Annotated in this window: 20 protein-coding genes; 8 read left to right on the top strand and 12 right to left on the bottom strand. The window is 68.2% G+C overall.

Annotated features, from left to right (window positions below):
* Window positions 1–84: 84 nt before the first annotated feature.
* Together AC1RLU_RS20320 and AC1RLU_RS20315 are read right to left on the bottom strand one after the other, a co-directional pair.
* A complete protein-coding gene (locus tag AC1RLU_RS20320; RefSeq protein WP_113586349.1) occupies window positions 85–2,370 on the bottom strand; it encodes an NADP-dependent malic enzyme in 2,286 nt (761 codons plus the stop codon).
* 122 nt (window positions 2,371–2,492) lie between these two features.
* A complete protein-coding gene (locus tag AC1RLU_RS20315; RefSeq protein WP_492797836.1) occupies window positions 2,493–4,325 on the bottom strand; it encodes a methyl-accepting chemotaxis protein in 1,833 nt (610 codons plus the stop codon).
* 104 nt (window positions 4,326–4,429) lie between these two features.
* On the opposite strand from AC1RLU_RS20315, the gene mutS reads away from it, so the two are divergent.
* A complete protein-coding gene (gene mutS, locus AC1RLU_RS20310; RefSeq protein WP_492797834.1) occupies window positions 4,430–7,153 on the top strand; it encodes a DNA mismatch repair protein MutS in 2,724 nt (907 codons plus the stop codon).
* A 163-nt stretch (window positions 7,154–7,316) separates the two neighbouring features.
* Here the strand turns inward: mutS and AC1RLU_RS20305 are convergent, their stop codons facing one another.
* From AC1RLU_RS20305 to AC1RLU_RS20295, 3 genes are all read right to left on the bottom strand, one after another.
* On the bottom strand, window positions 7,317–8,174 hold the full coding sequence (locus tag AC1RLU_RS20305) for a C40 family peptidase (RefSeq protein ID WP_492797833.1): 858 nt from the start codon (window positions 8,172–8,174) through the stop codon (window positions 7,317–7,319).
* Window positions 8,175–8,215: 41 nt separating this feature from the next.
* Entirely contained in the window at window positions 8,216–8,569 is a 354-nt protein-coding gene (locus tag AC1RLU_RS20300; RefSeq protein WP_492797832.1) for a MarR family winged helix-turn-helix transcriptional regulator, read from the bottom strand.
* A 142-nt stretch (window positions 8,570–8,711) separates the two neighbouring features.
* The gene (locus AC1RLU_RS20295; RefSeq protein WP_492797830.1) at window positions 8,712–10,082 is read right to left on the bottom strand and encodes a leucyl aminopeptidase family protein; all 1,371 of its coding nucleotides are present in this window, start codon (window positions 10,080–10,082) and stop codon (window positions 8,712–8,714) included.
* A gap of 128 nt (window positions 10,083–10,210) precedes the next feature.
* Here AC1RLU_RS20295 and AC1RLU_RS20290 point away from each other — a divergent pair, with 128 nt between their 5' ends.
* On the top strand, window positions 10,211–11,161 hold the full coding sequence (locus AC1RLU_RS20290) for a tetratricopeptide repeat protein (RefSeq protein WP_492797828.1): 951 nt from the start codon (window positions 10,211–10,213) through the stop codon (window positions 11,159–11,161).
* 288 nt (window positions 11,162–11,449) lie between these two features.
* Here AC1RLU_RS20290 and AC1RLU_RS20285 read toward each other — a convergent pair whose 3' ends face one another.
* Together AC1RLU_RS20285 and AC1RLU_RS20280 are read right to left on the bottom strand one after the other, a co-directional pair.
* Window positions 11,450–12,091, bottom strand: a complete 642-nt coding sequence (locus tag AC1RLU_RS20285; RefSeq protein ID WP_492797826.1) for an NrsF family protein — start codon at window positions 12,089–12,091, stop codon at window positions 11,450–11,452.
* Between the two features lie 87 nt (window positions 12,092–12,178).
* Window positions 12,179–12,751, bottom strand: a complete 573-nt coding sequence (locus tag AC1RLU_RS20280; protein WP_492797825.1) for a sigma-70 family RNA polymerase sigma factor — start codon at window positions 12,749–12,751, stop codon at window positions 12,179–12,181.
* A gap of 154 nt (window positions 12,752–12,905) precedes the next feature.
* On the opposite strand from AC1RLU_RS20280, the gene AC1RLU_RS20275 reads away from it, so the two are divergent.
* The 6 genes from AC1RLU_RS20275 to AC1RLU_RS20250 all read left to right on the top strand — a co-directional run bounded on the left by AC1RLU_RS20275 (window position 12,906) and on the right by AC1RLU_RS20250 (window position 19,153).
* Complete coding sequence (locus AC1RLU_RS20275) at window positions 12,906–13,784, top strand: CE1 family esterase (RefSeq protein WP_492797824.1); 879 nt, start codon at window positions 12,906–12,908, stop codon at window positions 13,782–13,784.
* A 96-nt stretch (window positions 13,785–13,880) separates the two neighbouring features.
* Complete coding sequence (locus tag AC1RLU_RS20270; RefSeq protein WP_492797823.1) at window positions 13,881–15,509, top strand: thiamine pyrophosphate-binding protein; 1,629 nt, start codon at window positions 13,881–13,883, stop codon at window positions 15,507–15,509.
* On the top strand, window positions 15,509–16,705 hold the full coding sequence (locus AC1RLU_RS20265) for an OpgC family protein (protein WP_492797821.1): 1,197 nt from the start codon (window positions 15,509–15,511) through the stop codon (window positions 16,703–16,705). Before AC1RLU_RS20270 ends, AC1RLU_RS20265 begins: the two co-directional genes overlap by 1 nt.
* 70 nt (window positions 16,706–16,775) lie before the next feature.
* Window positions 16,776–18,173, top strand: a complete 1,398-nt coding sequence (locus AC1RLU_RS20260; RefSeq protein WP_492797819.1) for a tetratricopeptide repeat protein — start codon at window positions 16,776–16,778, stop codon at window positions 18,171–18,173.
* A gap of 19 nt (window positions 18,174–18,192) precedes the next feature.
* Complete coding sequence (locus AC1RLU_RS20255) at window positions 18,193–18,678, top strand: hypothetical protein (protein ID WP_492797818.1); 486 nt, start codon at window positions 18,193–18,195, stop codon at window positions 18,676–18,678.
* Window positions 18,679–18,682: 4 nt separating this feature from the next.
* Entirely contained in the window at window positions 18,683–19,153 is a 471-nt protein-coding gene (locus AC1RLU_RS20250; RefSeq protein ID WP_492797816.1) for a YHS domain-containing (seleno)protein, read from the top strand.
* A 205-nt stretch (window positions 19,154–19,358) separates the two neighbouring features.
* On the opposite strand, the gene AC1RLU_RS20245 is transcribed toward AC1RLU_RS20250, so the two are convergent.
* From AC1RLU_RS20245 to AC1RLU_RS20225, 5 genes are all read right to left on the bottom strand, one after another.
* The gene (locus AC1RLU_RS20245) at window positions 19,359–20,336 is read right to left on the bottom strand and encodes a type II secretion system F family protein (protein WP_492797814.1); all 978 of its coding nucleotides are present in this window, start codon (window positions 20,334–20,336) and stop codon (window positions 19,359–19,361) included.
* Window positions 20,337–20,344: 8 nt separating this feature from the next.
* The gene (locus AC1RLU_RS20240; RefSeq protein ID WP_061971697.1) at window positions 20,345–21,322 is read right to left on the bottom strand and encodes a type II secretion system F family protein; all 978 of its coding nucleotides are present in this window, start codon (window positions 21,320–21,322) and stop codon (window positions 20,345–20,347) included.
* A 27-nt stretch (window positions 21,323–21,349) separates the two neighbouring features.
* Complete coding sequence (locus AC1RLU_RS20235) at window positions 21,350–22,801, bottom strand: TadA family conjugal transfer-associated ATPase (protein ID WP_492797813.1); 1,452 nt, start codon at window positions 22,799–22,801, stop codon at window positions 21,350–21,352.
* A gap of 80 nt (window positions 22,802–22,881) precedes the next feature.
* Window positions 22,882–24,147 (bottom strand): CpaE/TadZ family protein, encoded by a 1,266-nt coding sequence (locus tag AC1RLU_RS20230; RefSeq protein ID WP_492797812.1) that lies wholly within the window; start codon window positions 24,145–24,147, stop codon window positions 22,882–22,884.
* Window positions 24,147–24,893: a CpaD family pilus assembly protein gene (locus tag AC1RLU_RS20225; protein WP_492797810.1), complete on the bottom strand. Its 747-nt coding sequence runs from the start codon at window positions 24,891–24,893 to the stop codon at window positions 24,147–24,149. Before AC1RLU_RS20225 ends, AC1RLU_RS20230 begins: the two co-directional genes overlap by 1 nt.
* Window positions 24,894–24,913 lie beyond the last annotated feature (20 nt).

Genomic DNA, 24,913 nt, shown 5'->3' with positions numbered 1-24,913 from the left:
TCTTCGCTGGTCGAAGGTCGTGGTCGAGACGTGGATGCTCGCCACAAGGGCGAGCATGACGAGAATGTGCAGATGCGTTCCGAGTTACCCGCCGATATTGAAGGCGGCCAGCGCGGCCATGTTGACGATGTCGGAATCCTTGGCGCCGAGCGGCACGATCTGGATCGGCTTGTCGAGGCCGACGATCAGCGGGCCGATCACGGTCGCGCCGCCAAGCTCCTGCAGCAGCTTGGTTGAGATCGAAGCAGAGTGGAAGGCCGGCATCACCAGCACGTTCGCCGGCCCCGAGAGGCGGCAGAACGGGTACTGGCTCATCACCTCGCGGTTGAGCGCGACATCGGCCGCCATCTCGCCGTCATACTCGAAATCGACGCGCTGGCCGTCGAGCAGCGCCACGGCCTCGCGCACCTTCTCGGAACGTTCGCCGGCCGGATGCCCGAAGGTCGAGAAGGCGAGCATCGCGACCTTGGGTTCGTAGCCGAGCCTGCGGGCGACGCCGGCCGCCTCGATCGCGATTTCCGACAATTGCCGCGCGGTCGGCATCTCGGTGATCGCGGTATCCGCCACGAGGACGGTGCGGTCCCGCGAGATCACGACCGAGATGCCGATCACCCGGTGGCCCGGCTTCTCGTCGATGACGCGGCGGACCTCTTCCAGCGCGATCGAGTAGTTGCGGGTGACGCCGGTCACCATCGCGTCGGCATCGCCGAGCGCCACCATTGCCGCGGCGAAATGGTTGCGGTCCTGGTTGATCAGGCGCTGGCAGTCGCGGAACAGGTAGCCCTGCCGCTGCAGCCGCTCGTAGAGATATTGCGCATAGGCGCTGTTGCGGTGGGAGAGCCGGGCATTCTGGATTGAGATGCCCTTGGCTTCGAGATCGACGCCGAGGAAGGTCGCAGCTTCGGTGATGCGGTCCTCGCGGCCGACCAGGATGGCATGGCCGAGCCCCTGCGCCACGAAGGAGGCGGCGGCGCGGATGACCTGCTCCTCCTCGCCCTCGGCGAAGACGACGCGCTTGGGATAGCGCCGGACGCGCTCGAAGATGCGGTTGAGCGTGCCGGCGATCGGGTCGCGCCGGGCCGAGAGCTGCGCCTTGTAGGCGGCGACGTCGACGATCGGCTTGCCGGCGACGCCTGAGTCCATCGCGGCCTTGGCGACGGCCATCGGCACGACATGGATCAGGCGCGGGTCGAAGGGCACCGGGATGATGTAGTCCTTGCCGTAGCGCGGGCGCGAACCCTGATAGGCGGCGGCCACCTCGTCGGGTACGTCCTCACGGGCGAGCATCGCCAGCGACTCGGCCGCGGCGATCTTCATCTCCATGTTGATCGTGGTTGCGCGCACGTCGAGCGCGCCGCGGAAGATGAAGGGGAAGCCCAGCACGTTGTTGACCTGGTTCGGATAGTCCGAGCGGCCGGTCGCCATGATCGCGTCGTCGCGGATGGCATGGACCTCCTCCGGCGTGATCTCCGGATCGGGATTGGCCATGGCGAAGATGATCGGGTTCGGCGCCATCGCGGCGACCATCTCCGGCGTCACCGCGCCCTTCTGCGACAGGCCGAAGAAGGCATCGGCCCCGTCCAGCGCCTGCGCCAGCGTGCGCCGGTCGGTGACGGCGGCATGGGCCGATTTCCACTGGTTCATGCCCTCGGTGCGGCCCTGGTAGATCACGCCCTTGGTGTCGCAGAGAATGACGTTGTCGGGCTTGAAGCCCATCGCCTTCAGCAGTTCGATGCAGGCGATCGCCGCGGCGCCCGCGCCGTTGATGACGAGCCTGGTCGTCTTGATGTCGCGCCCGGTGATGTCCAGCGCGTTGATCAGGCCGGCGGCGGCGATGATCGCGGTGCCGTGCTGGTCGTCATGGAAGACGGGGATGTCCATCAATTCGCGCAGGCGCTGCTCGATGATGAAGCATTCCGGCGCCTTGATGTCCTCGAGATTGATGCCGCCGAAGGACGGGCCGAGATAGCGCACGGCGTCGATGAATTTGTCCGGATCCTCGGTATCGACCTCGAGATCGATCGAGTCGACATCGGCGAAGCGCTTGAACAGGACCGACTTGCCCTCCATCACCGGCTTCGAGGCGAGCGCGCCGAGATTGCCGAGGCCGAGGATCGCGGTGCCGTTGGTGATCACGGCGACGAGGTTCGAGCGCGTCGTGTAGTCATAGGCGCGCGACGGATCCTCCGCGATCGCCAGCACCGGTACGGCGACGCCGGGCGAATAGGCCAGCGACAGGTCGCGCTGCGTCGCCATCGGCTTGGTCGGCACGATTTCCAGCTTGCCGGGCCGTCCCTGCGAATGGAACAGCAGGGCTTCCTGATCGGTAAAGGTCGGGCGGGCTCTCTTGGTCTTCGGACGGTCGTTCATCGAAGCGTCTTTTCTTGTGCGTTTCCTCGAGGGGTACCGACCATAAGGCGGCGGCGCCCGAGATCACAAGCGGCGAGTGCTTCACAGAACTCTTGTCGTGGCGAAGGGATATCCCGGGCGGGTCAGGTCTGCGAGGCGGTGCGCACGCTGCGCACGAAATCCGCGACATAGCGGTCGAGCGCCTCGGCCTGCTCGTCGACCTTGCGGGCGGCCTCCGCGACATGGATCGCGGCATCGCCGGTGACGCGTGCTTCCGCGCCGACGGCCCCGACATTGGTGGTGACGGTGTCGGCGCTCAGCGCGACGGCCTGCGCATCGGTGGCGATCGTCGAGGCGATGCCGGCCTGGCGGCTGACGACGGCGGCGATCGCGCCCGAGGTCTGCTCGATCGTCGTCATCGTGCCCTCGATATGGGCGACGGCCTCGAAGGCGGCCGCGGCGGCGCCGCGGATATCGGCCAGCGTCGCGGCGATGTCGCGGGTCGCCTTCTGCGTCTGCTCAGCGAGCGTCTTGACCTCGCCGGCCACCACCGCGAAGCCGCGTCCGGCCGCCCCGGCGCGGGCCGCCTCGATCGTCGCGTTGAGGGCGAGCAGATTGGTGCGGGCCGCGATCTCCTCGATGAAGTCGAGCACGGCGCGGACCTTGTCGGCAGCTTCCGTCAGCCCTGCGACGTCGCTGCGCGTGCTGCGGACATAGGATGCGGCGGCGCGCACGGTGTCGTCGGCATGGCTGGTCTGCTGGGTGAGTTCGCGGATCGAGGCCTCGATCTCTTCGGCCGCGATCGCGACGCTGCCGATCCGGCGCGAGGCGCTGCCGGCCTCCTGCGTCACGCTTTCGGCGCGCTGGGTCGTCTTGTTGGCGTTCTCGACCATCTGGCCGGCGGCATCGTGCATGCCGCGCAGCGAGGCACCGACATCGCGGAGCGCCTTGCCGACGGTCCGCTCCAGATCACCGGCCAGCGCGTCGAGGGTCGTCTTGCGCAGCGTCTCGATCTCGCCGCGGCGGGTTTCCAGCGTCTTCTCGGCTGTGACGTCGAGCAGGATGCCGTCCCAGACCAGCGTTCCGTCACGCAGGCGCCGCTTGGTCGATTCACTGCGCAGCCAGACGATGCCGCCGTCGGGCGCGTTATAGCGTCCCTCGAAGCGCCAGAGCGTCTCGGTGTCCTGCTGGTCGCGCCGCTGCTGCTCGAAGCGGGCGCGATCCTCCGGCAGGAGTTTTCCAAGCCAGATTTCCGGGTCCCGTTCGACCTCTTCCCTGGTGATGCCGAGCAGCTTGTCGATGGCGAAGGAGGCGAACTGGTAGGTCAGCGTGCCGTCCGGTCGCACGATGCGCTGGTAGAGCGTGCCGGGCGCGCGATCGATCAGCGTGCGCAGCCGATAGGCCGTTTCCCGTCTTTCGCTGTCGTTGATGACGATGATGCCGGTCAGGAAGATGCCGATCGTTCCGACCAGGATCATCACCGGCACGGCTTCGCGCAGGAAGCGCTCGCCGGCCGCGCCGGGGATGAAGCCCACCGAGGCGATCAGGATGAGGGCGTCGATGGCGCTCAGCGCGGCGAGATCACCGATGCCGAGCGGCCGGCGGCGGCGCGCCAGCCACAGGGCATAGGCGATGCCGATCGCGGCGCGGGCGAGGATGCCGGTGATGCCCGTCACCATGCCGACGCCGCCGCTGAGATAACGCATTACGACGAGCGGGGCAGCCGTCAGGACGGAGGCGATCGGTCCGCCGACCGGGCCGGCAAGGATCGCGAAGCTGTTGCGCGAATCGACGACGAGGCCGGGCATGATCTCGAAGGGGTTGCCCATGCTGACGAGGGCGCCGGCCGCGAACAGCACGCCGACAATGACCTGACGCAGCCAGGAGCGGTCACCGAGCCGAGGCGTCGCGACGGTCAGCAGCAGTCCCGCCAGCAGCAGGAAGAACAGGCTCTCGGCGAGATTGATCAGCAGCAATGTGGAGGCCCTGGCCCGATTCGGCGCCCGAATATTGCTTTCAATTGTTGAAAGCCGTCCTAACGGATGGTCTTGCCCGGACATTTTGCTAGCGTGCCCGCGCAATGCGCCAGAGCTCTTCCCCCGAGACCGCCCGTTCCACCGCACCGGCCGCCGCCGCGGATCGCGTCACGCCGATGATGGCGCAATACGTGGAGATCAAGGCCGCCAATCCGGATTGTCTGCTGTTCTACCGGATGGGCGATTTCTACGAATTGTTCTTCGCCGATGCCGAGATCGCCTCGCGCACGCTCGGAATCGTGCTGACCAAGCGCGGCAAGCACCAGGGCGACGACATCCCAATGTGCGGCGTGCCGGTCGAGCGCGCCGACGACTATCTCCAGCGCCTGATCGCGGCCGGCCACCGCGTCGCCGTCTGCGAGCAGACCGAGGACCCGGCCGAGGCCAGGAAGCGCGGCAACAAGTCGGTGGTGAAGCGCGATGTCGTGCGCCTCGTCACGCCCGGCACCATCACCGAGGAGCGCCTGCTCGAACCGGGCCGCGCCAGCCTGCTTGTCGCCGTCGCGCGCCGCAAGACCGGCGAGGCGGCCTCGCTCTATGGCCTTGCGGCCATCGATATCTCGACCGGGCGTTTCACGGTGATGGAGACGCCGCAGGAGCGGCTCGCCATCGAGTTCTCGCGTCTGGAGCCGCGCGAGATCGTCTGCCCCGACGCCATCCATGACGATCCCGAGCTCAAGGAGTTCTGGCGAGAGATCGCGGTGCCGGTGACGCCGCTCGCCCGCGACGGGCTCGACGCGGCCTCGGCCGAGCGGCGCCTGAAGGAATTCTTCGGCGTCGCGACGCTCGATGCCTTCGGCGCCTTCACGCGGGCCGAGATCGCGGCGGCGGGTGCGGCGCTGGCCTATGTCGAGCGCACGCAGCTCGGCGCCCGCCCGCCGCTTTCGGCCCCGGTGCGCGATTCCGGCTCGGCGACGATGCTGATCGACGCCGCGACCCGCGCCAATCTGGAGCTGACGCGCACTCTCGGTGGCGAGCGCCAGGGCAGCCTGCTTGCCACGATCGACCGCACGGTGACGCCGGGCGGCGCGCGCCTTCTGGCCGAGCGTCTCGCCGGCCCGCTGACCGATCCGGCCGCCATCGCCGCGCGCCATGACGCGGTCGAGCTGCTCGTCGCCGATGCCGGCCTGCGCGAGGATTTGCGCTCGGCCCTTGAGAAGGTGCCGGACGTCGCTCGCGCCTTGGCGCGGCTCTCGCTCGACCGCGGCGGCCCGCGCGATCTCGCGGCGCTCGGCGTCGGGCTCGACGCGGCCCGCGCGATCGCAGCACTGCTCGTCCGGCGTGGCGAACTCCCTGTCGAGCTCGCTCGCGCCATGCGCGCGCTCGGCGAAAGCGATCCCGATCTGCCGGTACGCCTCAACGCGACACTGGCCGACGAACTGCCGCTCAACCGTCGCGACGGTCGTTTCGTCCGCGAGGGTTTCGATCCGGCGCTCGACGAGTTGCGTCTGCTCCAGATCGACTCGCGTAAGGTCATCGCCCAGTTGCAGGCGCGCTACGCGGCCGAGACCAACTGCCGGACGCTGCGCATCAAGCACAACGCCATGCTCGGCTATTTCGTCGAGGTGCCCCAAGTGACCGGCGAAGAATTCCTGCGCGATCCCTGGCGCGCGACCTTCGTCCACCGCCAGACCATGTCGGACGCGATGCGCTTCTCCTCGGTCGAGCTCGGCGAGCTCGAAGCCAAGATCGCCTCCGCCGCCGACCGGGCGCTGAAGCTCGAACTCGCGATCTTCGCCGCGCTCAGCGAGGCCGTGCTGGCCCAGGCCGAGCCGATCAAGGCGGCAGCCTTGGCGCTGGCCGAGCTGGACGTTGCAGCGGCCCTGGCCGATCTCGCCAGCCGCGAGGGCTGGAGCCGCCCGCAGGTCGATGACGGCGTCGCCTTCACCATCGAGCGCGGCCGCCATCCCGTGGTCGAGGCCGCGCTGAAGCGCGACGGTAAACCCTTCGTCGCCAACGATACCGAATTGTCGCCGCCGGGCACTGAGGCCAAGGGCGGGCGGATCTGCCTGATCACCGGTCCGAACATGGCCGGTAAATCGACTTTCCTGCGCCAGAACGCCCTGATTGCCGTGCTCGCCCAGATGGGCTCTTTCGTGCCGGCGACCTCCGCGCATATCGGCATTGTCGATCGGCTGTTCTCGCGCGTCGGCGCCGCCGACGACCTCGCGCGCGGCCGCTCGACCTTCATGGTCGAGATGGTCGAGACCGCCGCGATCCTGAACCAGGCCGGTCCCCGCGCGCTGGTCATCCTCGACGAGATCGGGCGCGGCACCGCGACCTTCGACGGTCTCTCGATCGCCTGGGCCGCGATCGAGCATCTCCACGAGATCAATCGCTGCCGCAGCCTGTTCGCGACCCACTATCACGAGCTGACAGCTTTGGGAGACCGGCTCGACCGCGTCGCCAACGCGACCGTCCGCGTCACCGAATGGAAGGGCGAGGTCGTCTTCCTGCACGAGGTCGTGCCGGGCGCGGCGGATCGCTCCTACGGCATCCAGGTCGCCAAGCTCGCCGGCCTGCCGCCGGCCGTGGTGGAGCGCGCCCGCGCCATCCTCGGCGAATTGGAGAAGACCGAGCGCGAGAAGCCGGTCGCCTCGCTGGTCGACGATCTCCCGCTCTTCGCCGTGCCGCAGCGCCGCCCGGCGCCGGTGGTTGCCGAAGGCGAACCGGATGGCCTGCGCGAGGCGCTCGCCGGGATCGACCCGGACGAGATGACCCCGCGCGAGGCACTGGAGGCGCTCTATCGGTTGAAGGGTTTGGGCTGAGTGGTTCTGGAGGACATCTCCACGCAGTCGTCCCGGATAAGCCGCGACAGCGGCGCCGATCCGGGATCCATTCCGGAGCGCTTCCGATAAAGCTTCAGGAATGGATCCCGGGTCTGCGCTTCGCTCCGCCCGGAATGACGGCGCGTTTTAATGGATCGGGGGATCAGCCCAGCCGCTTGATGGCGGTGATTTCGCCGAAGCTCTTGGCGCGGATGCGGTCGCGCGCCTCGCGCAGGGGCTCGCGATAGACGCTCATCACATGTCCGCTGGCGTGGAGCAGCGTGTCGGGGGCGGTCAGGATGCCGACATGGCCCTTCCAGAAGATCAGGTCTCCACGCTGGAGCCCCGATAGATCCTCGCGCAGTTTGACCGGGCGGCCGAGCCTCGCTTCCATCATGTCGGAATCGCGCGGCGCTGCGATACCGGCCGCCGCGAGGCTGAGCTGCGTCAGCCCCGAGCAGTCGAGCCCGAGGCTGGTCTTGCCGCCCCAGAGATAGGGTACGCCGACGAAGCGCTCGGCGACCCCGACGAAATCCGGCTCCGACTGGTCGAGCGGCGCGAGATGGGCGGCGAAGACATGGCCGCCATCGGCCAGAACCGCGAAATCGCCCTTGCTTTCGACCACGGCGACATTGGCGCCGAGCGACAGCGCGGTGAGCGGCGGCAGTTTGATCGAGGGGCCGGGATAGACGAAGGTCCGCAAGCCAGCGACGCGATGCGTGGGCGCCGGCTGGTCCGGGCGCAAGGCATCGTCGGGGATGTAGCCGACATAGCCGTCGCGGGCGAGCTGCCCCCAGGCCCAGCCCTCCTCGCGCTCATAGACCTCAACCAGTTCGCCGGCCAGCGCCTCGGTGTCGAGGGCGGCGTCCGGGCGTGGCTCGCGCCGCACTGGGGCGGAGGCCGCGACGATGCGCATCGGTTGCGGGTCGGCGAAGCGGGCGGCCTCGACCTGGCCCGTCAACGCACGCGCTGCGAGATCGGGGCGGAAGGCATGGATACGGCGGTCAAGAATCGCGGTCATGGCGGCAATCTAGCGTGGCGGGAGACGGTTCGGGAGGGGCCTCAGCTTCCGCCGATCTCCCTGGCATGCTCTGTCACCAGATCGGCCAGGCGCTCGACGGCGAGCGCCCCGGCGACGGTGCGCTGGATCACGACATTGCGGCGGTCGGCCTCGTCGCGCTTGCGCGTCAGCAGGCCGAGCTTGCCGAGCGTATCGAGGGCGCGGGTGATCACCGGCTTGGTCACGCCGAGCTGCTGGGCGAGACCTCGCACCGTATGCGGCGGCAATTCGAGATAGACGGTGAGCAGGATCGCGGTCTGGCGGGCCGAGAGATCGGCGTCATGGTCCCGCACCAGATCGAGATGCACCTGCCGCCACAGCTTGAGCGCCTGCGAAGGCTTGATCTCCAGGGGCATGAACGGGTCCAGATCGTTACGGACCCGTATCATTATCCCGGTGGGGCTGCCGCGCAATCGCCTTTGCCGATCAGCCTTAACCGCGCGGATGAAGCATCGGCCCGAAAAGTGGAGACCGGTTTTCGGACCAGCCGATGCGGGATCAAAAACGCTGTTTCACCAGCGCATGGATCAGCCGCGCGCCCTGGCACTCGCCGCCCTCCGGCCGCCCCGGCTTGGCCGAGGGATTCCAGGCATAGATGTCGAAATGCGCGTAGGATTGCGTCTTCTCGACGAAGCGGTTGAGGAACAGGGCCGCCGTGACCGAGCCGGCCATGCCGCCAGTGGAGATATGGTTGACGTCGGCGATCTTGGAATCGAGCAGGCCGTCATAGGGCGGCCAGAGCGGCAGCCGCCAGACCGGGTCGTTCACGGCCATGCCGAGCCGCGCGATCTCGGCGGCGAGGCTCTCGTCATGCGTGTAGAACGGCGGCAGGTCCGGGCCGAGCGCGGTCCGTGCGGCGCCGGTCAGCGTCGCGAAATCGACGAGCAGCTCGGGTGCCTCCTCGTCGGCCAGCGCCAGCGCATCGGCCAGGATCAGCCGGCCTTCCGCGTCGGTGTTGCCGATCTCGACCGAGAGGCCCTTGCGGCTCGCCAGCACGTCGCCGGGCCGGAAGGCGTTCCCGGACACGGAATTCTCGACGGCCGGCACCAGCAGCCGCAGCCGCACGGGCAGCTTCGCCAGCATGATCATCCGCGCCGCCGCGATCGCCGCCGCCGCGCCGCCCATGTCCTTCTTCATCAGCAGCATCGAGGCGTCGGGCTTGAGGTTGAGACCGCCCGTGTCGAAGGCGACGCCCTTGCCGACGAGCGTCACCTTGGGATGGGCAGGGTCGCCCCAGACCAGGTCGACGAGCCGCGGCGCGCGTGTCGAGGCGCGGCCGACGGCGTGGATCATCGGGAAATTGCGGGCGATCAGGTCGTCGCCGACGATGCTGGCGACCGTCGCGCCGCATTCGGCCGCGAGTCCGCGGATCGCCGCTTCGATTTCGCCCGGCCCGAGTTCGTTGGCCGGCGTGTTGACGAGGTCGCGCGCCAGCATTGCGGATTCGGCGATCAGGCTGATTTCCTCGCCGTCGACGCCGTCGGGTACGACCAGCCGGGCGCGGGCCGGGTTCGGCTTGCGGTAGCGATCGAAGCGGTAGCCCTGCAGCAGCCAGCCCAGCGTCGCCAGTGCCGGATCGTCGATAGCGCCGGACAGCGCGTAGTCGCCGGCCGGCAGCAATGCGGCGAGGCGGCCCGGCGCGAACGGATCGGGTCGGCGCCCGGTGGTGTCGACGCCGAGCAGGACGGTCGCGATGGCCCCTTGCGGATCCGGCAGCAGGCAATGCTGGCCGGCACGGCCGGCGAAACCCTGGGCGAGGGCAAAGCTGCGGCTGGCCGGCGATAACTGGTCCAGAAGGGCGGGCCATGTGCCGGTCGAGACGGCGTGAACGGGAATGCCTGCGGCGGTCGAGGTCAGGAGGCTGTGCACGAGCGGTGTTCGATTTCGAGCGGGAGCATCGGGGCGGCGATTAAGAATGCATTAGGGTTAACGCTTTATCACCGGACCGACCAGACAAACCCATCCAGACGACCCGTGTTCGGGAGGCGATCCGGCCCATGTCTTCTTCAGCCCGGCCCCATTCCTCAGTCCGCCTTGCAGCCTCGGTGCAGCCCCTGTCCGCTCCCGTGGCCCATCGCGGCTCGCGGGCCGGCCTCGGCCTCGCGGTCTGCCTTGCGGCGCTCGTCCTGGCGGGCTGCCAGGGGCGCGGCGGCCCGGGCGACATCACCGGCTCGATCGGCCGCAGCCAGGCGAGCCAGCCGCGTACGGCGGCGGGCTGGCAGGCCGACCGGGAGACCTGGGCGAAGCGCTACGACGCCAATCCGAAGGACCGGGACGCCGCCTTCTACTATGCGCGCGCGCTGCGCAGCCTCGACCAGAACGCACAGGCCCTGGCCGTGCTTCAGGGCGCCGTCCTGATCCACCAGAACGATCGCGAGCTTCTTGGCGCCTATGGCCGTTCGCTCGCCGATAACGGGCGCCTGCGGGAGGCGGACGACGTTCTCTCGCGGGCGCATTCGCCCGAGCGCCCCGACTGGCGCATCCTGTCGGCGCAAGGCACGGTCGCCGATCAGCTGGGCGACCACACCCGTGCCCAGCAGATCTACCAGTCCGCGCTGAAGCTCGCTCCCAACGAGCCGACGATCATGTCGAACTACGGGCTGTCGCTCGCCCTCTCGCGCAACCTGCCGGAGGCCGAGCGCATCCTCGCCGAGGCCGCGGCCTCCGAGCGCGCCGATGCCCGCGTCCGTCAGAACCTCGTCCTGGTCCTCGGCCTGCAGGGCCGCTTCGGGGAGGCGGAGACCTGGGCGCGGCGCGACCAGAGCCCGGCCGAAGCCGCCCAGACGATCGCCTATCTCAAGCGCAGCGTCAGCCAGCGCAATAGCTGGGAGATGCTGAAGGGTGGCAAGAATGGCCAGTCTCAGTCGGGCCAGGCCCAGTCGCCCGCCAGGCAGCCGCTGCCGGTGCGGGGAGCGGGTTCTCCGCCGGCCGCAACCCCGTCCGCCTGAACTGCCATTTCCAGGGATCGCCGGGCTCAAAAAAGCCCGGCGCGGGTATCCGGGCTGTCTCAAAGACGCCGTCGAGACATGCTGGAAGTAGCGATCGGAGCTTGGTGTGGCACGGAGCAGCGCTGCGAACGGTTGTTGCCAGATGGCAGGCCTGTAAGGAAACAGGGCTGCACCGCACCATAAGCAGACGCAGTTCGTCCGCACGCGTGCAGGACCCTCCGTACCAGCGGCGGCGACGACAATTGCTGGAAGTCAGAGCATCGTTTTGGCGCACGGTGCGGATTTGCGTCACCAGCGCAGGAAACGTGGCAGGATGAGCGCGCCGAGCGTGGTCATGATCGCGGTCGCGATCGTGTACCAGGTCGCCAGGAAGGGCGCGGTATCGTCCGGGCAGTGCAGGCTGTAGGCGATCGTGGCGAGCCCAGCGGAGGCGAGGCCGGCGCAGGCCCCCGTCAAGGCGCTGTCGACCGGTGCGCCGCGGCGAGCCAGCAGCAGAAGCACGACGAGCGGAAGCAGCGCGTAGAGCGGTACCGCAATGAGGCAGGCTCGCCAGTAGCGGCCGAAGATCAGGGCATGCCATTGCTCGGCCGGCGCCTGCGCCAGCGTCAGGAGGGCCCAGCCAGCAGCAGCCAGCAGCGGGAGCGCAACGAGCGGCAGGCGCCGCGCCGGCTTCAGGCCGGGCCGCAGGCTGCTCTGGAACAGCACGAGCGCAATCGCCGCGACGCTGGCGCCGAATGCGGCCTTGGCGATGACCGGCAGCGTCGTCCAGGCGCTTGCGAGGTCGGGCCTGGTTCCGAGCGTCAGCAGGACAAGCCCGGCCGTTGCCGCGAGCGCCGCGAATGCCGAGAGCCAGGTCGTGCGGCGCAGCCAGCCAGTATCGACCGGCCGGCTGTCCACGCTCATCAGGGAGATCAAATCGTCGGTCTGCATGTCCGATTTTCGAAGGTGGTCCGGTTCAAGGGGAGTTCGCGCGGAGCCGGCGAAAGGTTACGGCGTGTCGATGCCTGATGCACATCGTCATGGTTGTTTCCTCCGTTTCGAGAGGAATTGTGCCATGGCCTGAAGGCCGCGATGGATCGCGACCTTGGCCGCCGTTTCCGTCATCCCGGCAGCGGTGGCGGCGTCGGCGACGCTGGTGCCCTGGAGCTTGACCTGATCGATCAGGCGCCGTGTGCGCTCCGGCAGAGCTTCCATCGCGCGTGCCAGATCGAGCCTTGCGTCGACCGCGGCACTCTCCGGAGGGCCTGCGAGCTGATGGGCTTCGTCCTCGAGCGGCAGGGCTCCGACATGGCGGCCGGAGCGGCGCAGATGATCGACCAGCTTGTAGCGCGCGATCGCATGCGCCCAGGCCGTCACCGGGCTCGCGGCATCGTAGGTGTGGCGCGACAGGTGCAGCGCCAGCAGGGTTTCCTGCAGCACGTCCTCGGCCTCGCTCGCCTCGCTCCGACCGGCACGGGTCAGCATCTGGCGGAGATAGCCGCGCAGCCGCAGGCTGATCGTGTCGAGGAACAGGCGATAGGCCGCGGCATCGCCGGCAAGGGCCGCGAGGAAGATCGGTCGGAGCTGGGTTTCGAGCTCTTGCAGCGACACGTCTTGCGCTTGTTCGCAGGGGGATTCGCAACGCAAGTCCGTTGCATGGCCGGGGCCGGCTCACAAGCCCGCGATGGCCGGGTGAAGCGCCGGCGCGCTCCGGCTACGCTCGCGCGCAAGGGCAGGCTTCAGCGAAGCAGCGGAGAGATCGCAAATGGCATCGAGGCTAGGGCTCGTCGGTGCGCTGGCCGGCTTCGTCCTGATGGCGTCGGCCGCGGCGCAGACGCTCGTCCCTGCCCAGTTCCGCGATGCCTGCCCTGCGGATGCAGGCTGCAGCGTGGCGAGCGGCCGTTACCGCCTCGTGCTGCCGCCGCAGGCGTCGGCAGGGCGGAAGGTCGGCGCGATCATGTACTTCCACGGCTATCAGGGTTCGGCCGAGGAGGTGATCGCCGATGCCGGCCTCGTCGCTGTTACCCGACGTCTTGGCGTCGCGCTGATCGCACCCGACGGCGCCGGGCGCTCATGGTCCTATCCTGGCTCGCCTGCCCGTCATCGCGATGAGTTCGTCTTCGTCGGACAGGTGCTCGACGATGTCGCCGCGCGCTTTCCCATCGATCCCGGCCGCATCCTTGCGAGCGGTTTCTCGCAGGGCGGTTCGATGGTCTGGTATCTCGGCTGCCGGATGCCCGGGCGCTTTGCTGGCTTCGCGCCGATCGCGGGGGCTTTCTGGGAGCCGGTGCCGGAAAGCTGCGCAGGTCCGCGCCCGCCGCTGATCCATGTCCATGGCATGAGCGACACGACCGTGCCGCTCGCCGGCCGCACCCTGCGCCAGGGCTCCCGGCAGGGCGATGTCTTCAAGAGCCTCGCGGTCTTCGCGCCCGGCGGCTGTACCGCAGGCTGGGCGGAAGCTGCCCGCGCCGCTCTCAAGCCGGAAGGCTTGACCTGCCGCGTCGCGACCGGTTGTGGCGGCCCGGCGCGGCTGGAGCTCTGCCTGCATGGCGGTGGCCATGTCGCAGACGCTGCCTGGGTCGAACGCGCCTGGCGCCTGACGATGCGGCCGCCTGCCTCGGCTGCCGGTCTCACGTCTCCGTGATCGTGTAACCAAACCGGGCTCCCGCGCGATCTCTCCCGCAGAGCCGCTTTTGCGGCAAGGCGGAGAGAGACGATGCGTCACGAACGGATAGCGGCCGTGGAACCGACTGGAGCCGATCCGGAAGAATTCGTGACCGGTGCCGATCTCCTGGCGGCCCAGTTGGCGGTGGCCGGCGCGACCCATGCCTTCGGCATCCCCGGCGGCGAAGTGCTGGCGCTGGTCGATGCGCTCGAACGCGCTGGAATCCGCTTCCAGATCGCGCGGCACGAGAACGCGGCCGGCTTCATGGCGGAAGGGCTTTGGCATGCGACCGGCGCGCTGCCCGTGCTGGTCGCGACGCTGGGGCCCGGCGTCGCCAATGCGGTCAATGTCCTCGCCAATGCCCAGCAGGACCGCGTGCCCCTGATCGTCGTGACCGGCTGCGTCGACCAGGCTCTGGCCGAGAGCTACACGCATCAGGTCTTCGATCATCAGGCCGTGCTGCGCCCGCTGGTGAAGGCGAGCTTCCGTGTCGCGCCGGGCACCGAGGACCTTGTCGTGGCCAAGGCCGTCGCCATAGCCCGGCGCGGGCGGCCGGGACCGGTCCATATCGACCTGCCGATCTCTGTCGCGGAAGCCCGCACCATCAAGCGCAAGGCGCCAGCCGTGCTCTCCGTGGCGCCTTCCGTCCCGGCCGATCTTCGGCCTGCGCAAGCGCTGATCGCCACCGCGCAGCGCCCTTTGGTGATCGCGGGGCTCGATCTTGTCGGCCAGGACGGCGCAGCGGCTGCGCTCGACGAGTTCCTGACCCGCACCGGCGCGCCGCTGCTCACCACCTACAAGGCCAAGGGGCTGGTGCCGGAGGATGATCCGCGCGTGATCGGGGCCGTCGGCCTTTCGCCAAGGGCCGACGCAATCGTCCGCCCGCTGATCGAGGCCGCCGACCTGATCGTTCTCGCCGGCTATGACCCGATCGAGATGCGCCAGGGCTGGCGAAACCCTTGGCCGGCCGGCACGCCCGTTATCGATATCGTTGCGGAGCCGATCCAGCACGGCATGCATCATTCCAGCCTGTTGCTCGAAGGCGATGTCGGCATGACGCTGACGAGGCTCTCGGAAGAGCGGGTGGCGAAGGCAAACCGGCCGGACGATGAGCCTGCCGCGATCCGTAAGGCCTTCCGCGCCGCCTTCGCCGCTCCCGACGGATGGGGGCCGCATGCGGTCTTCGAGACGCTGCGTCGGGCTGCGCCGGCCGGCATCATCGCGACCGCCGATTCCGGGGCGCACCGCATCCTGCTCAGCCAGATGTGGGGCTGCGACGGCCCGCGCCGCCTGCTGCAATCGAGCGGATTCTGCACCATGGGCTGCGCCCTGCCGCTGGCGATAGGCGCGGCGCGGGGCTCCGGCCGGCCGACATTGTGCTTCGTCGGGGATGCCGGGCTCGAAATGGTGCTGGGCGAGCTGGCGACGCTGCGCGATCTCGGCCTGCCGGTGATCGTCGTCGCGCTCGTCGATCGGGCGCTCGGGCTGATCGCGCTGAAGCAGCGCCAGCTCGGCCTGGTCCGCGCCGCCGTCGATATCGGCGAGACCGATTTCGCCGCCATCGCCCGCGCAATGGGCGGGCACGGCGCCACGATCGACGACCGCGAAACGCTGGCGCGCGAGGCGGAGGCGGCCTTCCGCCGCGGTCGCTTCACTGTGCTCGCCTGCCGCATCGACGCTTCCAGCTACGAGGGAGCGTTCTGATGGCCGCAGCCTCCACCACTCCCGCGAAGCGGCCTCGCGACGAGCGACTCGACCTCTTTCGCGGCTTGACCATGCTGATCATCTTCGTCGCGCATCTGCCGGAGAACAGCTGGAACGGCTGGATTCCCGCGCGCTTCGGCTTTTCCTCCGGCGCGGAGCTCTTCGTCTTCTGCTCCGGCATCGCCAGCGCGCTCGCCTTCGGCAGCGTCTTCACGCGTCGCGGGTGGTGGTTGGGTACGGCGCGCATCGCCTACAGGATCTGGCAGGTCTACTGGGCTCAGATCGGCCTCGTGCTGGCGCTGATCGCGCTCGCCGCCGCGCTGGACCGGTTCCTCGGTCTCGCCGTGGTCGCGCAGCAGTTCCAGCCGCTGCTCGCCGATCCCGAGAACGCTCTGCTCGGCCTTGCCACGCTCTCCTGGCAGCCGGACTATCTCGACATCCTGCCGATGTATCTCATCATCCTGGCGCTCGTGCCCGTGATGATGCTCGGGCGTCGGCTCCATGCCGCCCTGCCGTTCCTGATCGCGGCAACCCTCTATGCCGCGGTTTGGGCGACCGGCCTCAATCTCTCCGGCAACCCGTGGAACGGCGCCGGCTGGTTCCTCAATCCGTTCGCCTGGCAGTTCATCTTCTTCATCGGCTTCTTCATCGCCATGAAATGGCTGCCGATGCCCCCGTTTGGTGACCGGCGATTGATGCTGGCGGCCGCGCTCTTCCTCCTGCTCTCGGTGCCGCTGTCCTTCTGGGGCATCCTGGAACACTGGCCGTTGGCGCAGGCGGCCCGCGATCTCGTCATCCCGGCCAGCGAGAAGACCGACCTGCATATCCTGCGCGTGCTGCATTTCCTGGCGCTCGCTTATCTCGTGCTGAGCCTGATCGAACCCTGGCGGGACCGGCTCGATCGCGGCGCGGGCCATCTGCTCATCCTGATCGGGCGGCAGTCGCTCGCGTGTTTCCTGGCAAGCGTCGTGCTGGCGCGGCTGCTGGGCACGATCGCTGATATGGCCGGGCGCAGCGAGCCTGTCGTGGCGGCGCTCAATCTCACTGGCTTCGCGCTGATCCTCGCCACTGCGCTCGCGGTCGGCTGGTTCAAGAGCGCGCCATGGGCCGGCCCGGAGCGCAGGCCGCTGGCCGGGCCGCTGAGCGAACCGGCCGCGCAGGCCCCGCTGACAACACGGGTCCGTGAAGCGAGTTGAACGCCGCTTGATCGCGCCGTTGCGAACTCCCTGACGAGCGCCCTTCACCGGCGCGGCAATGGAGCAGCCCATGTCTTATGCCGTTCATCACGACCTCTCCGGCGATCGCATCACCGTCTTCAACGACGCGGCGCGCCTCGCCTGGAACGACATGCTCGAAGCGCTGATGGCCCATGCCGCCGCGACGCCCGAGCATCTCGCCCGGGCGCTCGCCGCCGACCCGGATTTCACGCTGGCCCATGCCGCCAAGGGGCTGATGCTGCTCTCGCTGGCCCGTGGCGAGCATGTCGCCCCGGCCCGCGAGTGCCTGCTCAGAGCGCGCGCGGCGGCGCTGTTGCGGCCGGTGACGCAGCGCGAAACGATGATCGTCGAGGCCCTGGCGTTCTGGCTTGACGATCAGCCGCGCCGGGCGGCCGAACGGCTGGAAACGATCCTCCTCGCCCATCCCTTCGATGTTCTGGCGCTCAAGCTCTCGCATGGGCTGCGCTTCATGCTGGGCGACCAGAGCGAGATGCTCGCGACGCTCAACCGTTTCGCGCCAGGCTTCGGCGAGAGCCATCCGCTCGCCGGCTTCGTCCATGGCTGCCATGCCTTCGCGCTGGAGGAGCGCGGCTTCTATGCGCAGGCCGAGCGTATCGGTCGCCGTGCCGTGGCCTTGAGCCCGCGCGACGCCTGGGGCCGCCACGCCGTCGCCCATGTGCTGGAGATGACGGGGCGCACCGACGAGGGCATCGTCTGGCTCGGCGACGGGCGCGAGGTTGCCCACGCCAACAACCTGCGCTTCCACATCTTCTGGCATCTCGCGCTGTTCCGTCTGGAACGCGGCGAGACCGCCGAGGTGCTGCGGCTCTATGACGATGAGATCCGGGCCGAGCCGACCGACGATTACCGCGACATCGCCAACGGCGCCTCGCTGCTCGCCCGGCTCGACTATGCCGGTGTCGATATCGGCGATCGCTGGGAAGAATTGGCTGCCAAGGCCGAGGGGCGCATCCATGACGGCCGCCTCGTCTTTGCCGATCTGCACTATGCGCTGTCCCTGCTCGGCGCCGGCCATGCCAACGGGGCCGAGAGCATCGCCCGCAGCCTGATCGAGGATGCGGAAGCGCATTCCAGTAGCGAGCGGCGCGATGCTGCCTGTCACGGCGGGCTGGCTGCCTTCGGGCTGATCGCCTTCCATGAGGGCGATTATGACGAGGCCGCCCGTCTGCTCGGCTCAGCCCGCAACGGCTTGATCGCGATCGGCGGCAGCCATGCCCAGCGTGACCTGTTCGAGCAGGCCTATGCCGAGAGCCTGATTCGCGCCGGCGAGCACGAGCGTGCCGCCGAAATCCTCACGGAGCGCCTCAGGCGCCGCGGCGGCTCGAATCTCTTCGCCGCCCGCCGCTTGGCGCAGTTGCACGGCAGCAGAGCCGGGCGGCTCGCAGGCCTCGCCATCGCTTCCACCCCGCTTGCCATCGCCCACTGACACCGGAAAGGACCCTGCCATGACGACCGCGACCATGACCCGCAGCTTCGCGCTGCCCTCGACCCGCACCGTCATCAACCTGGCTCTCGGCGGTTTTGCCGGCCTCGGCTTCTGGGAACTGTTCTCGGCCGTGCCGACCGCCTGGTTCGCCGAATTTCCGCTGGAACCGCCGGAGCTGGTGAAGTCGCTCTTTTATCATCAGCTCGGCCTGACGATCTCGACGCCGACCGCCAAGCTGCTGCACTTCGTCACCGGCTTCCTGTTCTATCCGCTCGGCTACTGGATCCTGACGCGCCGGGTGAAGAGCTTCGGCATGCCGGCCGATGGCTGGATCTGGGGCGTGATCACCTATTTCATCGCGCTCGCCTTCTTCGCGCCGTTGGCCGGGCAGCATTTCCTGCTGAACGACGTGCCGCGCCTCTCCTTCATGAGCCTCGTCGGCCACGCGCTCTACGGCTATCTCGCGGCCTATGTCTTCGAGGCTCTGGAAGCGCGCGAGAGGTGACGCCATGCTCGACAGACGCGCCTTCATCGGTCTCGCCGCGGCGGCGCTCGCTGCCGGCGGCGAGGTCCGCGCCGAGGCTCGACGCCCGGTCAACACGCTCGGCTCGCCGGATGGCGTCGCGATCCGCGGCTACGATCCCGTCGCCTATTTTCGCGACGGAGGTCCGCGGCTCGGCAAGCCGGAATTCGCGGCCCATTTTGGCGGTGCCACCTGGCGTTTCGTCAGCGCCGAGCACAAGGCACTGTTCGAGGCCGATCCACAGCGCTACCTGCCGGCCTATGGCGGCTTCTGCGCCTATGGGACTTCGCGGGGATATCTCGTGAAGATCGAGCCGGAAGCCTGGTCGATCGTCGATGGACGGCTCTACCTCAACTACGACCTGAGCGTACGGAAGACCTGGCTGGGGCGGACCAGGACCTATATCGCCCGCGCTGACGGCAGCTGGCCGCGCTTGACGACGAAGGATATCCGTTAGGTTGCATGAGAGCTCCGCGCCAGAAATCTCCTTCAAGACCTGATGCGTTTGAAATCAGGTCAACAACTGCAATTGCGGGGGTTTTTGGCGTGCACTAGCCGCATATCGGTCTCACCCGCGTGAGATTTGCGCATGCTCCAGTCTCACCGTGAGCGAGACAGTCTCATCTTGAATGAGATCCGACAGGCATGGCGGTCGATCGACTTCACTTCCACTTGAAGACCTGAATCAGCGCGGGCGTCATGATGATGACGAACAGCACCGGCAGGAAGAACAGGATCATCGGCACCGTGAGTTTCGGCGGCAGCGCGGCCGCCTTCTTCTCGGCCGCGTTCATGCGCTGGTCACGGCTTTCCTGTGCGAGCGTGCGCAGTGCGGTGCCCAGCGGTGTGCCGTAGCGCTCGGCCTGGATCAGGGCCGTCGAGACCGACCGGACGCTTTCGAGGCCGGTGCGGAGCGCGAGGTTCTCGTAGGCGATGCGGCGGTCGGAGAGATAGGAGAGCTCGGCGGTGCACAGCGCGAACTCCTCCGCCAGCGGAACCGACTGATTGCCGATCTCGCCGGAGACCTTCCGGAAGGCATGCTCGATCGACATGCCGGCTTCCACGCAGATCAGCAGCAGGTCGAGCGCATCCGGAAAGGCCTGGCGCATCGACGCCTGCCGCTTGCCGGCCTGGTTCGTCAGGAAGACCTCCGGCGCCTTGATGCCGATATAGGCGCCGGCGATGGCCATGGCGATCTTGACCGCGAAGGGCTGGCCGAAACCGTTGATGGCGAAGACGTAGAACAGTGTTAGCAGGAACAGCCCGACCGGCACGGCGAGACGGAAGAAAAGGAAGGTGACCTCGGCCTGGGGGCCGCGATAGCCGGCCATGGCGAGCTGCTTCTTGGCGTTTTCGGTGCCGAGCCAGTCGCCCAGCTTGAACCGCTCCACGATGCGCCGCATGTAGGCTTTCGGCTCCTGACGCAGCGAGACCTTCTCGTTCTGCCGGTTGAGCCGTTCGCGCTCGCGGGCGCGGATCTTCTCGCGTTCCGTCGCGACGTTCTTCATCCGCTTCTGGAGGCTGTTGCCCTCGGTCAGCGGAATCGCGATCGTCAGCACGGTCGCGGCCGCCGCGATGGCGGCCAGCAGGCCCATCATGAACTGCGGATTGGTGACGGCGCTGGCGATCTGGGAAATCATCGTCCGCCTCAGATCTCGAAGTTGATCATCTTGCGCATGACCAGGATGCCGATCAGCATCCACAGGCCGCTCGCGACCAGCGCGACCTTGCCGGAATTGGTGATCCAGAGAAGCTCGATATATTTCGGGGTGGTGAGCCAGACGAGGAATGCCACGATCGGGGGCAGCGATCCGATGATCGCCGCCGAGGCCTTCGCCTCCGTCGACACGGCCTGGATCTTGTCGCGCATCTTGCGGCGTTCGCGCAGCACGCGCGAGAGGTTCCCGAGGGTTTCGGACAGGTTGCCACCGGTCTTCTGCTGGATGGCGATGACGATTCCGAAGAAATTGGCCTCGGCACAGGGCATCCGCTCGAACAGCTTGACCGTGGCCTCCGACAGCGGCAGGCCCAGCGCCTGTCCCTCGATGATCATTCTGAACTCGCTCTTCACCGGCTCCACCGCCTCGTTGGCGATGATGCGCAGGCAGTCGTTGACGGGCAGGCCCGCCTTGATGCCACGCACGATGACGTCGAGCGCGTTGGGGAATTCGGCCCCGAACTTCTTCAGTCGCTTGATCTTGCAGCGTTTCAGGAACCAGGCGGGGATGCCGAAGCCGCCGATGAAGAGACCGGCGAGACCGAGGACCCAGGTTCCGCTCGCGAGCCATAGCGTGAGCCCGAGCACGGCCGCGACGCCCGCGCTGATCGCGTAATATTTCTTGGCGGTCCAGGTCAGTCCGGCCTGGGCGATGCGCTGCTCGAGCGGGACCTTGTTGCGCGCGTTCTCGCGGTCCTCGAGTTCCTTGAGGCTCTGCGCGACCTGGCCGCGCTTCTGGCGCGCCTGCGCCTCCCGGTCGATGCCGCGAACCGTGCTCGGCCCGGCGAATTCCTTGCGCCGCTTCTCGGCGCGCTTTTGGCCGCTCAGCGTCGGATACAACAGCGCATAGACCACGCCGCCGACGGCGAACATGGCGAGCAGGGCGACGGCGAGCGTGCTCGTGTTCATGCCCCGCCTCCCGGTAAGGCCTTCCGCTCAGACGGCATTGCTGACGCCCGCGTCTTCGAGCTGGTCGAGAGCGGCGGCGAGGCGCTGGTCCTCGTTGAAATAGCGCGCACGCTCCCAGAAGCGCGGCCGCCCGACGCCGGTGGCACGGTGCCGGCCGATGAGCTTGCCGGCGGCATCCTCGCCGACGATATCGTAGAGCATCAGGTCCTGTGTCGTGATCACCTCGCCCTCCATGCCCATCACTTCGGTGATGTGGGTGATGCGGCGCGATCCGTCGCGCAGGCGCTGGGCCTGGATGATGACGTCGATCGACGAGCAGATCATCTCGCGCAGCGTCTTCGACGGCAGCGAGAACCCGCCCATGGTGATCATCGATTCGATACGGCTCAGGCACTCGCGCGGCGAGTTGGCGTGCAATGTGCCCATCGAGCCGTCATGGCCGGTGTTCATTGCCTGGAGCAGGTCGAAGGCCTCGGGGCCGCGCACCTCGCCGACGATGATGCGTTCGGGGCGCATGCGCAGGCAGTTCTTGACGAGGTCGCGCATCGTCACCGCGCCCGTGCCTTCGAGGTTGGGTGGGCGGGTTTCGAGCCGCACCACATGCGGCTGCTGGAGCTGGAGCTCGGCGGCGTCCTCGCAGGTGATGACGCGCTCGTCATGGTCGATATAGTTGGTCAGGCAGTTGAGCAGCGTCGTCTTGCCCGAGCCCGTGCCGCCGGAGATGACGATGTTGCAGCGGACGCGCCCGATGATCTTTAGGAGCTCGGCGCCCGGCGGCGAGATCGCGCCGAACTTGACGAGCTGGTCGAGCGTCAGCTTGTCCTTCCTGAACTTGCGGATGGTGAGGGCCGGGCCGTCGATCGCCAGCGGCGGCGCGATGACGTTGACGCGCGAGCCGTCGGCGAGGCGCGCATCGCAGATCGGCGAGCTTTCGTCGACGCGGCGGCCGACCTGGCTGACGATGCGCTGGCAGATATTCATCAGCTGGGCGTTGTCGCGGAAGCGGATGTTGGTGAGCTGAATCTTGCCGGCGGTTTCGATGAAGGTCCGGCCGGCGCCGTTGACCATGATGTCGGCGATGTCGTCGCGGGCCAGCAGGGGCTCGAGCGGTCCGTAGCCGAGCACGTCGTTGCAGATGTCGTCGAGCAGTTCCTCCTGCTCCGCGATCGACAGCACGACATTCTTCAGCGAGATGATCTCGTTGATGATGTCGCGGATTTCCTCGCGGGCGGATTCGGCGTCGAGCTTCGCGAGCTGCGACAGATCGATGGCCTCGATCAGCGCCCCGAAGATCGTGCTCTTCATCTGGTAGTAGTCTTCGGATCGCGGGGCCGTCTCGGCGACGGGCGTGATCCTGCGCTCTTCCGCAGCGGTCTGAACCGGCTCGGGCTTGCTGCGCGGCGCAGCCGGCATGGCCGCGGGCGCCCTGGCGCTCAGATTGGGCGCGTGACCTGCGCCTGCGGATCGCTTGCCGAACATCTCGTCACTCTCCCGCCCGGTCCGGGCCGGTCTCTTGCCTGGTGAGCGGGCATCGTCCCGTCATCGTCGGTTCCTGCCCGTCACGAGGCCTTGCGGCGCTTCAGCTTCGCGACGAACGGTTCGAGCAGGCTGCGCCGGCCCCGCTTGGCTTCGCCGCGTCCGGTCAGGGCGCTGGCGATCTGGGTGAAGGCCTCGGTCGCCTTGCTCCCGGCCTGCACCTCGGCGATCATCTGGCCGTTGTTGGCGGCGGTGCCGAACAGGTGGGCGTCGAACGGAATCGTGCTGAGCACGTCGATACCGAGCGCCTTCGAGAACTCCCCGGCATTGATCTCCGGCCGTTTCGGGACGCCGACCCGGTTGAGGACGAGCCGGGCGACGGCATCGTTCGGCCGCGTCGCCCGCGACAGGTCGATCAGGTTCTTGGCGTTGCGCAGGGAGGCGAGCTCCGGCTCGGCGACGATGACGATCTCGTCGGCGCTGAGCACCGTGCGCTTGACCCAGGCGCCCCACTGGTGCGGCACGTCGAGGATGATGCAGGGCACGCTGGCGCGCAGCAGATCGAGGAGCTGTTCGAGCGCCTCCTCGTCGAGATCGATCGTCCGGTCCAGCACGGCCGGGGCGGCGAGCAGCGCGAGGTTGTCGCTGCAGCGCGAGAGCAGCCGGTCAAGCAGGTTGGAATCGAGGCGCTCGGGTGCGAACACGGCTTCGGCGATGCCTTGCGGCGGGTCTTGGTTGAAGTTCAGGCCGGCCGTGCCGAAGGCGATGTCGAGATCGACGATGACGGTCGAGGCGTCGAGATTGCGGGCGATCGCCCAGGAGACGTTGTGCGCGACCGTCGAGGCGCCGACGCCGCCCTTGGCGCCCATCACCGCGATGACGCGGCCGAGATTGCGGGCCTCCGGGGCGACATAGAGCTCCGACAGGGTACGCAGGACGTCGAGGGGCTCCAGCGGCGCGATCAGGTACTCGCTGACGCCGCGCCGGATCAGGTCGCGATAGAGCTGGACGTCGTTGACATGGCCGATCACGACGACCTTGGTGCCGGCGTCGCAGCTTTCGGACAGCGATTCGAGATGCGAGACCAGCGTCGCCGGGTCTGCCACGGCTTCGAGCACGATGATGTTGGGCGTCGGGGCCGAGCGGAAGGCCTCGACGGCGGCAGCCGGGCCGCCCATCTGGACGCGGGCATGCGCCTTGTCCATGCGCCGGTCGGCGACCGCGGCCTGCATGGTCGCGGCAATGGCCGGCGTTTCGCAGAAGGCCTGCAGCGTGATGCGCGGCAACGGTGCGATGGTCTCGTCGCTTGGCAGCTCGATCGCCGAATTCTCGCGGATTTCGGAATGCATCAGTTGCCGCCTCCGACCGTGGAGTTGATCTGCGGCGTCGCCTGCCGGTACTGCGTCGAGGGGTCCTTGCCTTCGCGGATCTTCGTGATGGCGCCCATGCGCTTGACGATGTCGGGGCGGCCTTCGTCGCGCGACCGGACGAGATCGATCGGATCGGCCACCTGCGCGGCCAGCGTCGCCTGCGAGGAGCAGCCGAGATTCCAGTAGGGTGCGTTCGAGGACGAGAACCTGAAGTCGGAGCTGCCCAGGTCTGTCGGCCATTGGCCGCAGGCATGCGCCACGCCCGCCTGGAGCGAGGCGAAGGTCAGGCGGATCGGCGAGGCCAGGCCCGGATCCTGAACCGGGTAGCTGCGGACGCTGAGGATGCCGGGCGAAACGCCGCCGCGCGACAAGGCCGCCCGGATGCCGTTCAGCGTATCCTGGGTCGCATGGTCGCGGTGGGCTCCGGTCGGGACCTCGGCCACCAGGCCACCCTTGCCGGAGCGGCGGAATTCGCGGGCGAAGCTGGCGACATCCTCGGCCTGCCTGATATCGAGTCTGCCGCCGGAACGCCCGACGAAGACGTCGAGCGAACGGGGGGCGTCGCGCAGGACGATCGGGTGCCGCTCGCGCACGTCGTCCGGCCCGAAGGCGAGCGTGTCGCCCCCGGCCGGGCGATTGGCGCAGCCGCCGAGCAGGGCTCCGAGCGCCAGCATGGCGGCGATCAGGCGCGGTCCTGTCGTGTCGATCCGTGAGGAAACCGTCATGGTCGGGCCATCCATCATCG

It is taken from the genome of Allobosea sp. GW822-FHT05A11 (genome assembly GCF_058800455.1).
This window is presented reverse-complemented; position numbering and strand designations above follow the sequence as displayed.

Bases quoted from the DNA above. Each gene is read 5' to 3' on its own strand.
- AC1RLU_RS20320 (WP_113586349.1), bottom strand. From the start codon at position 2,370: ATGAACGACCGTCCGAAGACCAAGAGAGCCCGCCCGACCTTTACCGAT.
- mutS (WP_492797834.1), top strand. From the start codon at position 4,430: ATGCGCCAGAGCTCTTCCCCCGAGACCGCCCGTTCCACCGCACCGGCC.
- AC1RLU_RS20305 (WP_492797833.1), bottom strand. From the start codon at position 8,174: ATGACCGCGATTCTTGACCGCCGTATCCATGCCTTCCGCCCCGATCTC.
- AC1RLU_RS20300 (WP_492797832.1), bottom strand. From the start codon at position 8,569: ATGCCCCTGGAGATCAAGCCTTCGCAGGCGCTCAAGCTGTGGCGGCAG.
- AC1RLU_RS20290 (WP_492797828.1), top strand. From the start codon at position 10,211: ATGTCTTCTTCAGCCCGGCCCCATTCCTCAGTCCGCCTTGCAGCCTCG.
- AC1RLU_RS20285 (WP_492797826.1), bottom strand. From the start codon at position 12,091: ATGCAGACCGACGATTTGATCTCCCTGATGAGCGTGGACAGCCGGCCG.
- AC1RLU_RS20275 (WP_492797824.1), top strand. From the start codon at position 12,906: ATGGCATCGAGGCTAGGGCTCGTCGGTGCGCTGGCCGGCTTCGTCCTG.
- AC1RLU_RS20265 (WP_492797821.1), top strand. From the start codon at position 15,509: ATGGCCGCAGCCTCCACCACTCCCGCGAAGCGGCCTCGCGACGAGCGA.
- AC1RLU_RS20260 (WP_492797819.1), top strand. From the start codon at position 16,776: ATGTCTTATGCCGTTCATCACGACCTCTCCGGCGATCGCATCACCGTC.
- AC1RLU_RS20255 (WP_492797818.1), top strand. From the start codon at position 18,193: ATGACGACCGCGACCATGACCCGCAGCTTCGCGCTGCCCTCGACCCGC.
- AC1RLU_RS20250 (WP_492797816.1), top strand. From the start codon at position 18,683: ATGCTCGACAGACGCGCCTTCATCGGTCTCGCCGCGGCGGCGCTCGCT.
- AC1RLU_RS20245 (WP_492797814.1), bottom strand. From the start codon at position 20,336: ATGATTTCCCAGATCGCCAGCGCCGTCACCAATCCGCAGTTCATGATG.
- AC1RLU_RS20240 (WP_061971697.1), bottom strand. From the start codon at position 21,322: ATGAACACGAGCACGCTCGCCGTCGCCCTGCTCGCCATGTTCGCCGTC.
- AC1RLU_RS20235 (WP_492797813.1), bottom strand. From the start codon at position 22,801: ATGTTCGGCAAGCGATCCGCAGGCGCAGGTCACGCGCCCAATCTGAGC.
- AC1RLU_RS20230 (WP_492797812.1), bottom strand. From the start codon at position 24,147: ATGCATTCCGAAATCCGCGAGAATTCGGCGATCGAGCTGCCAAGCGAC.
- AC1RLU_RS20225 (WP_492797810.1), bottom strand. From the start codon at position 24,893: ATGACGGTTTCCTCACGGATCGACACGACAGGACCGCGCCTGATCGCC.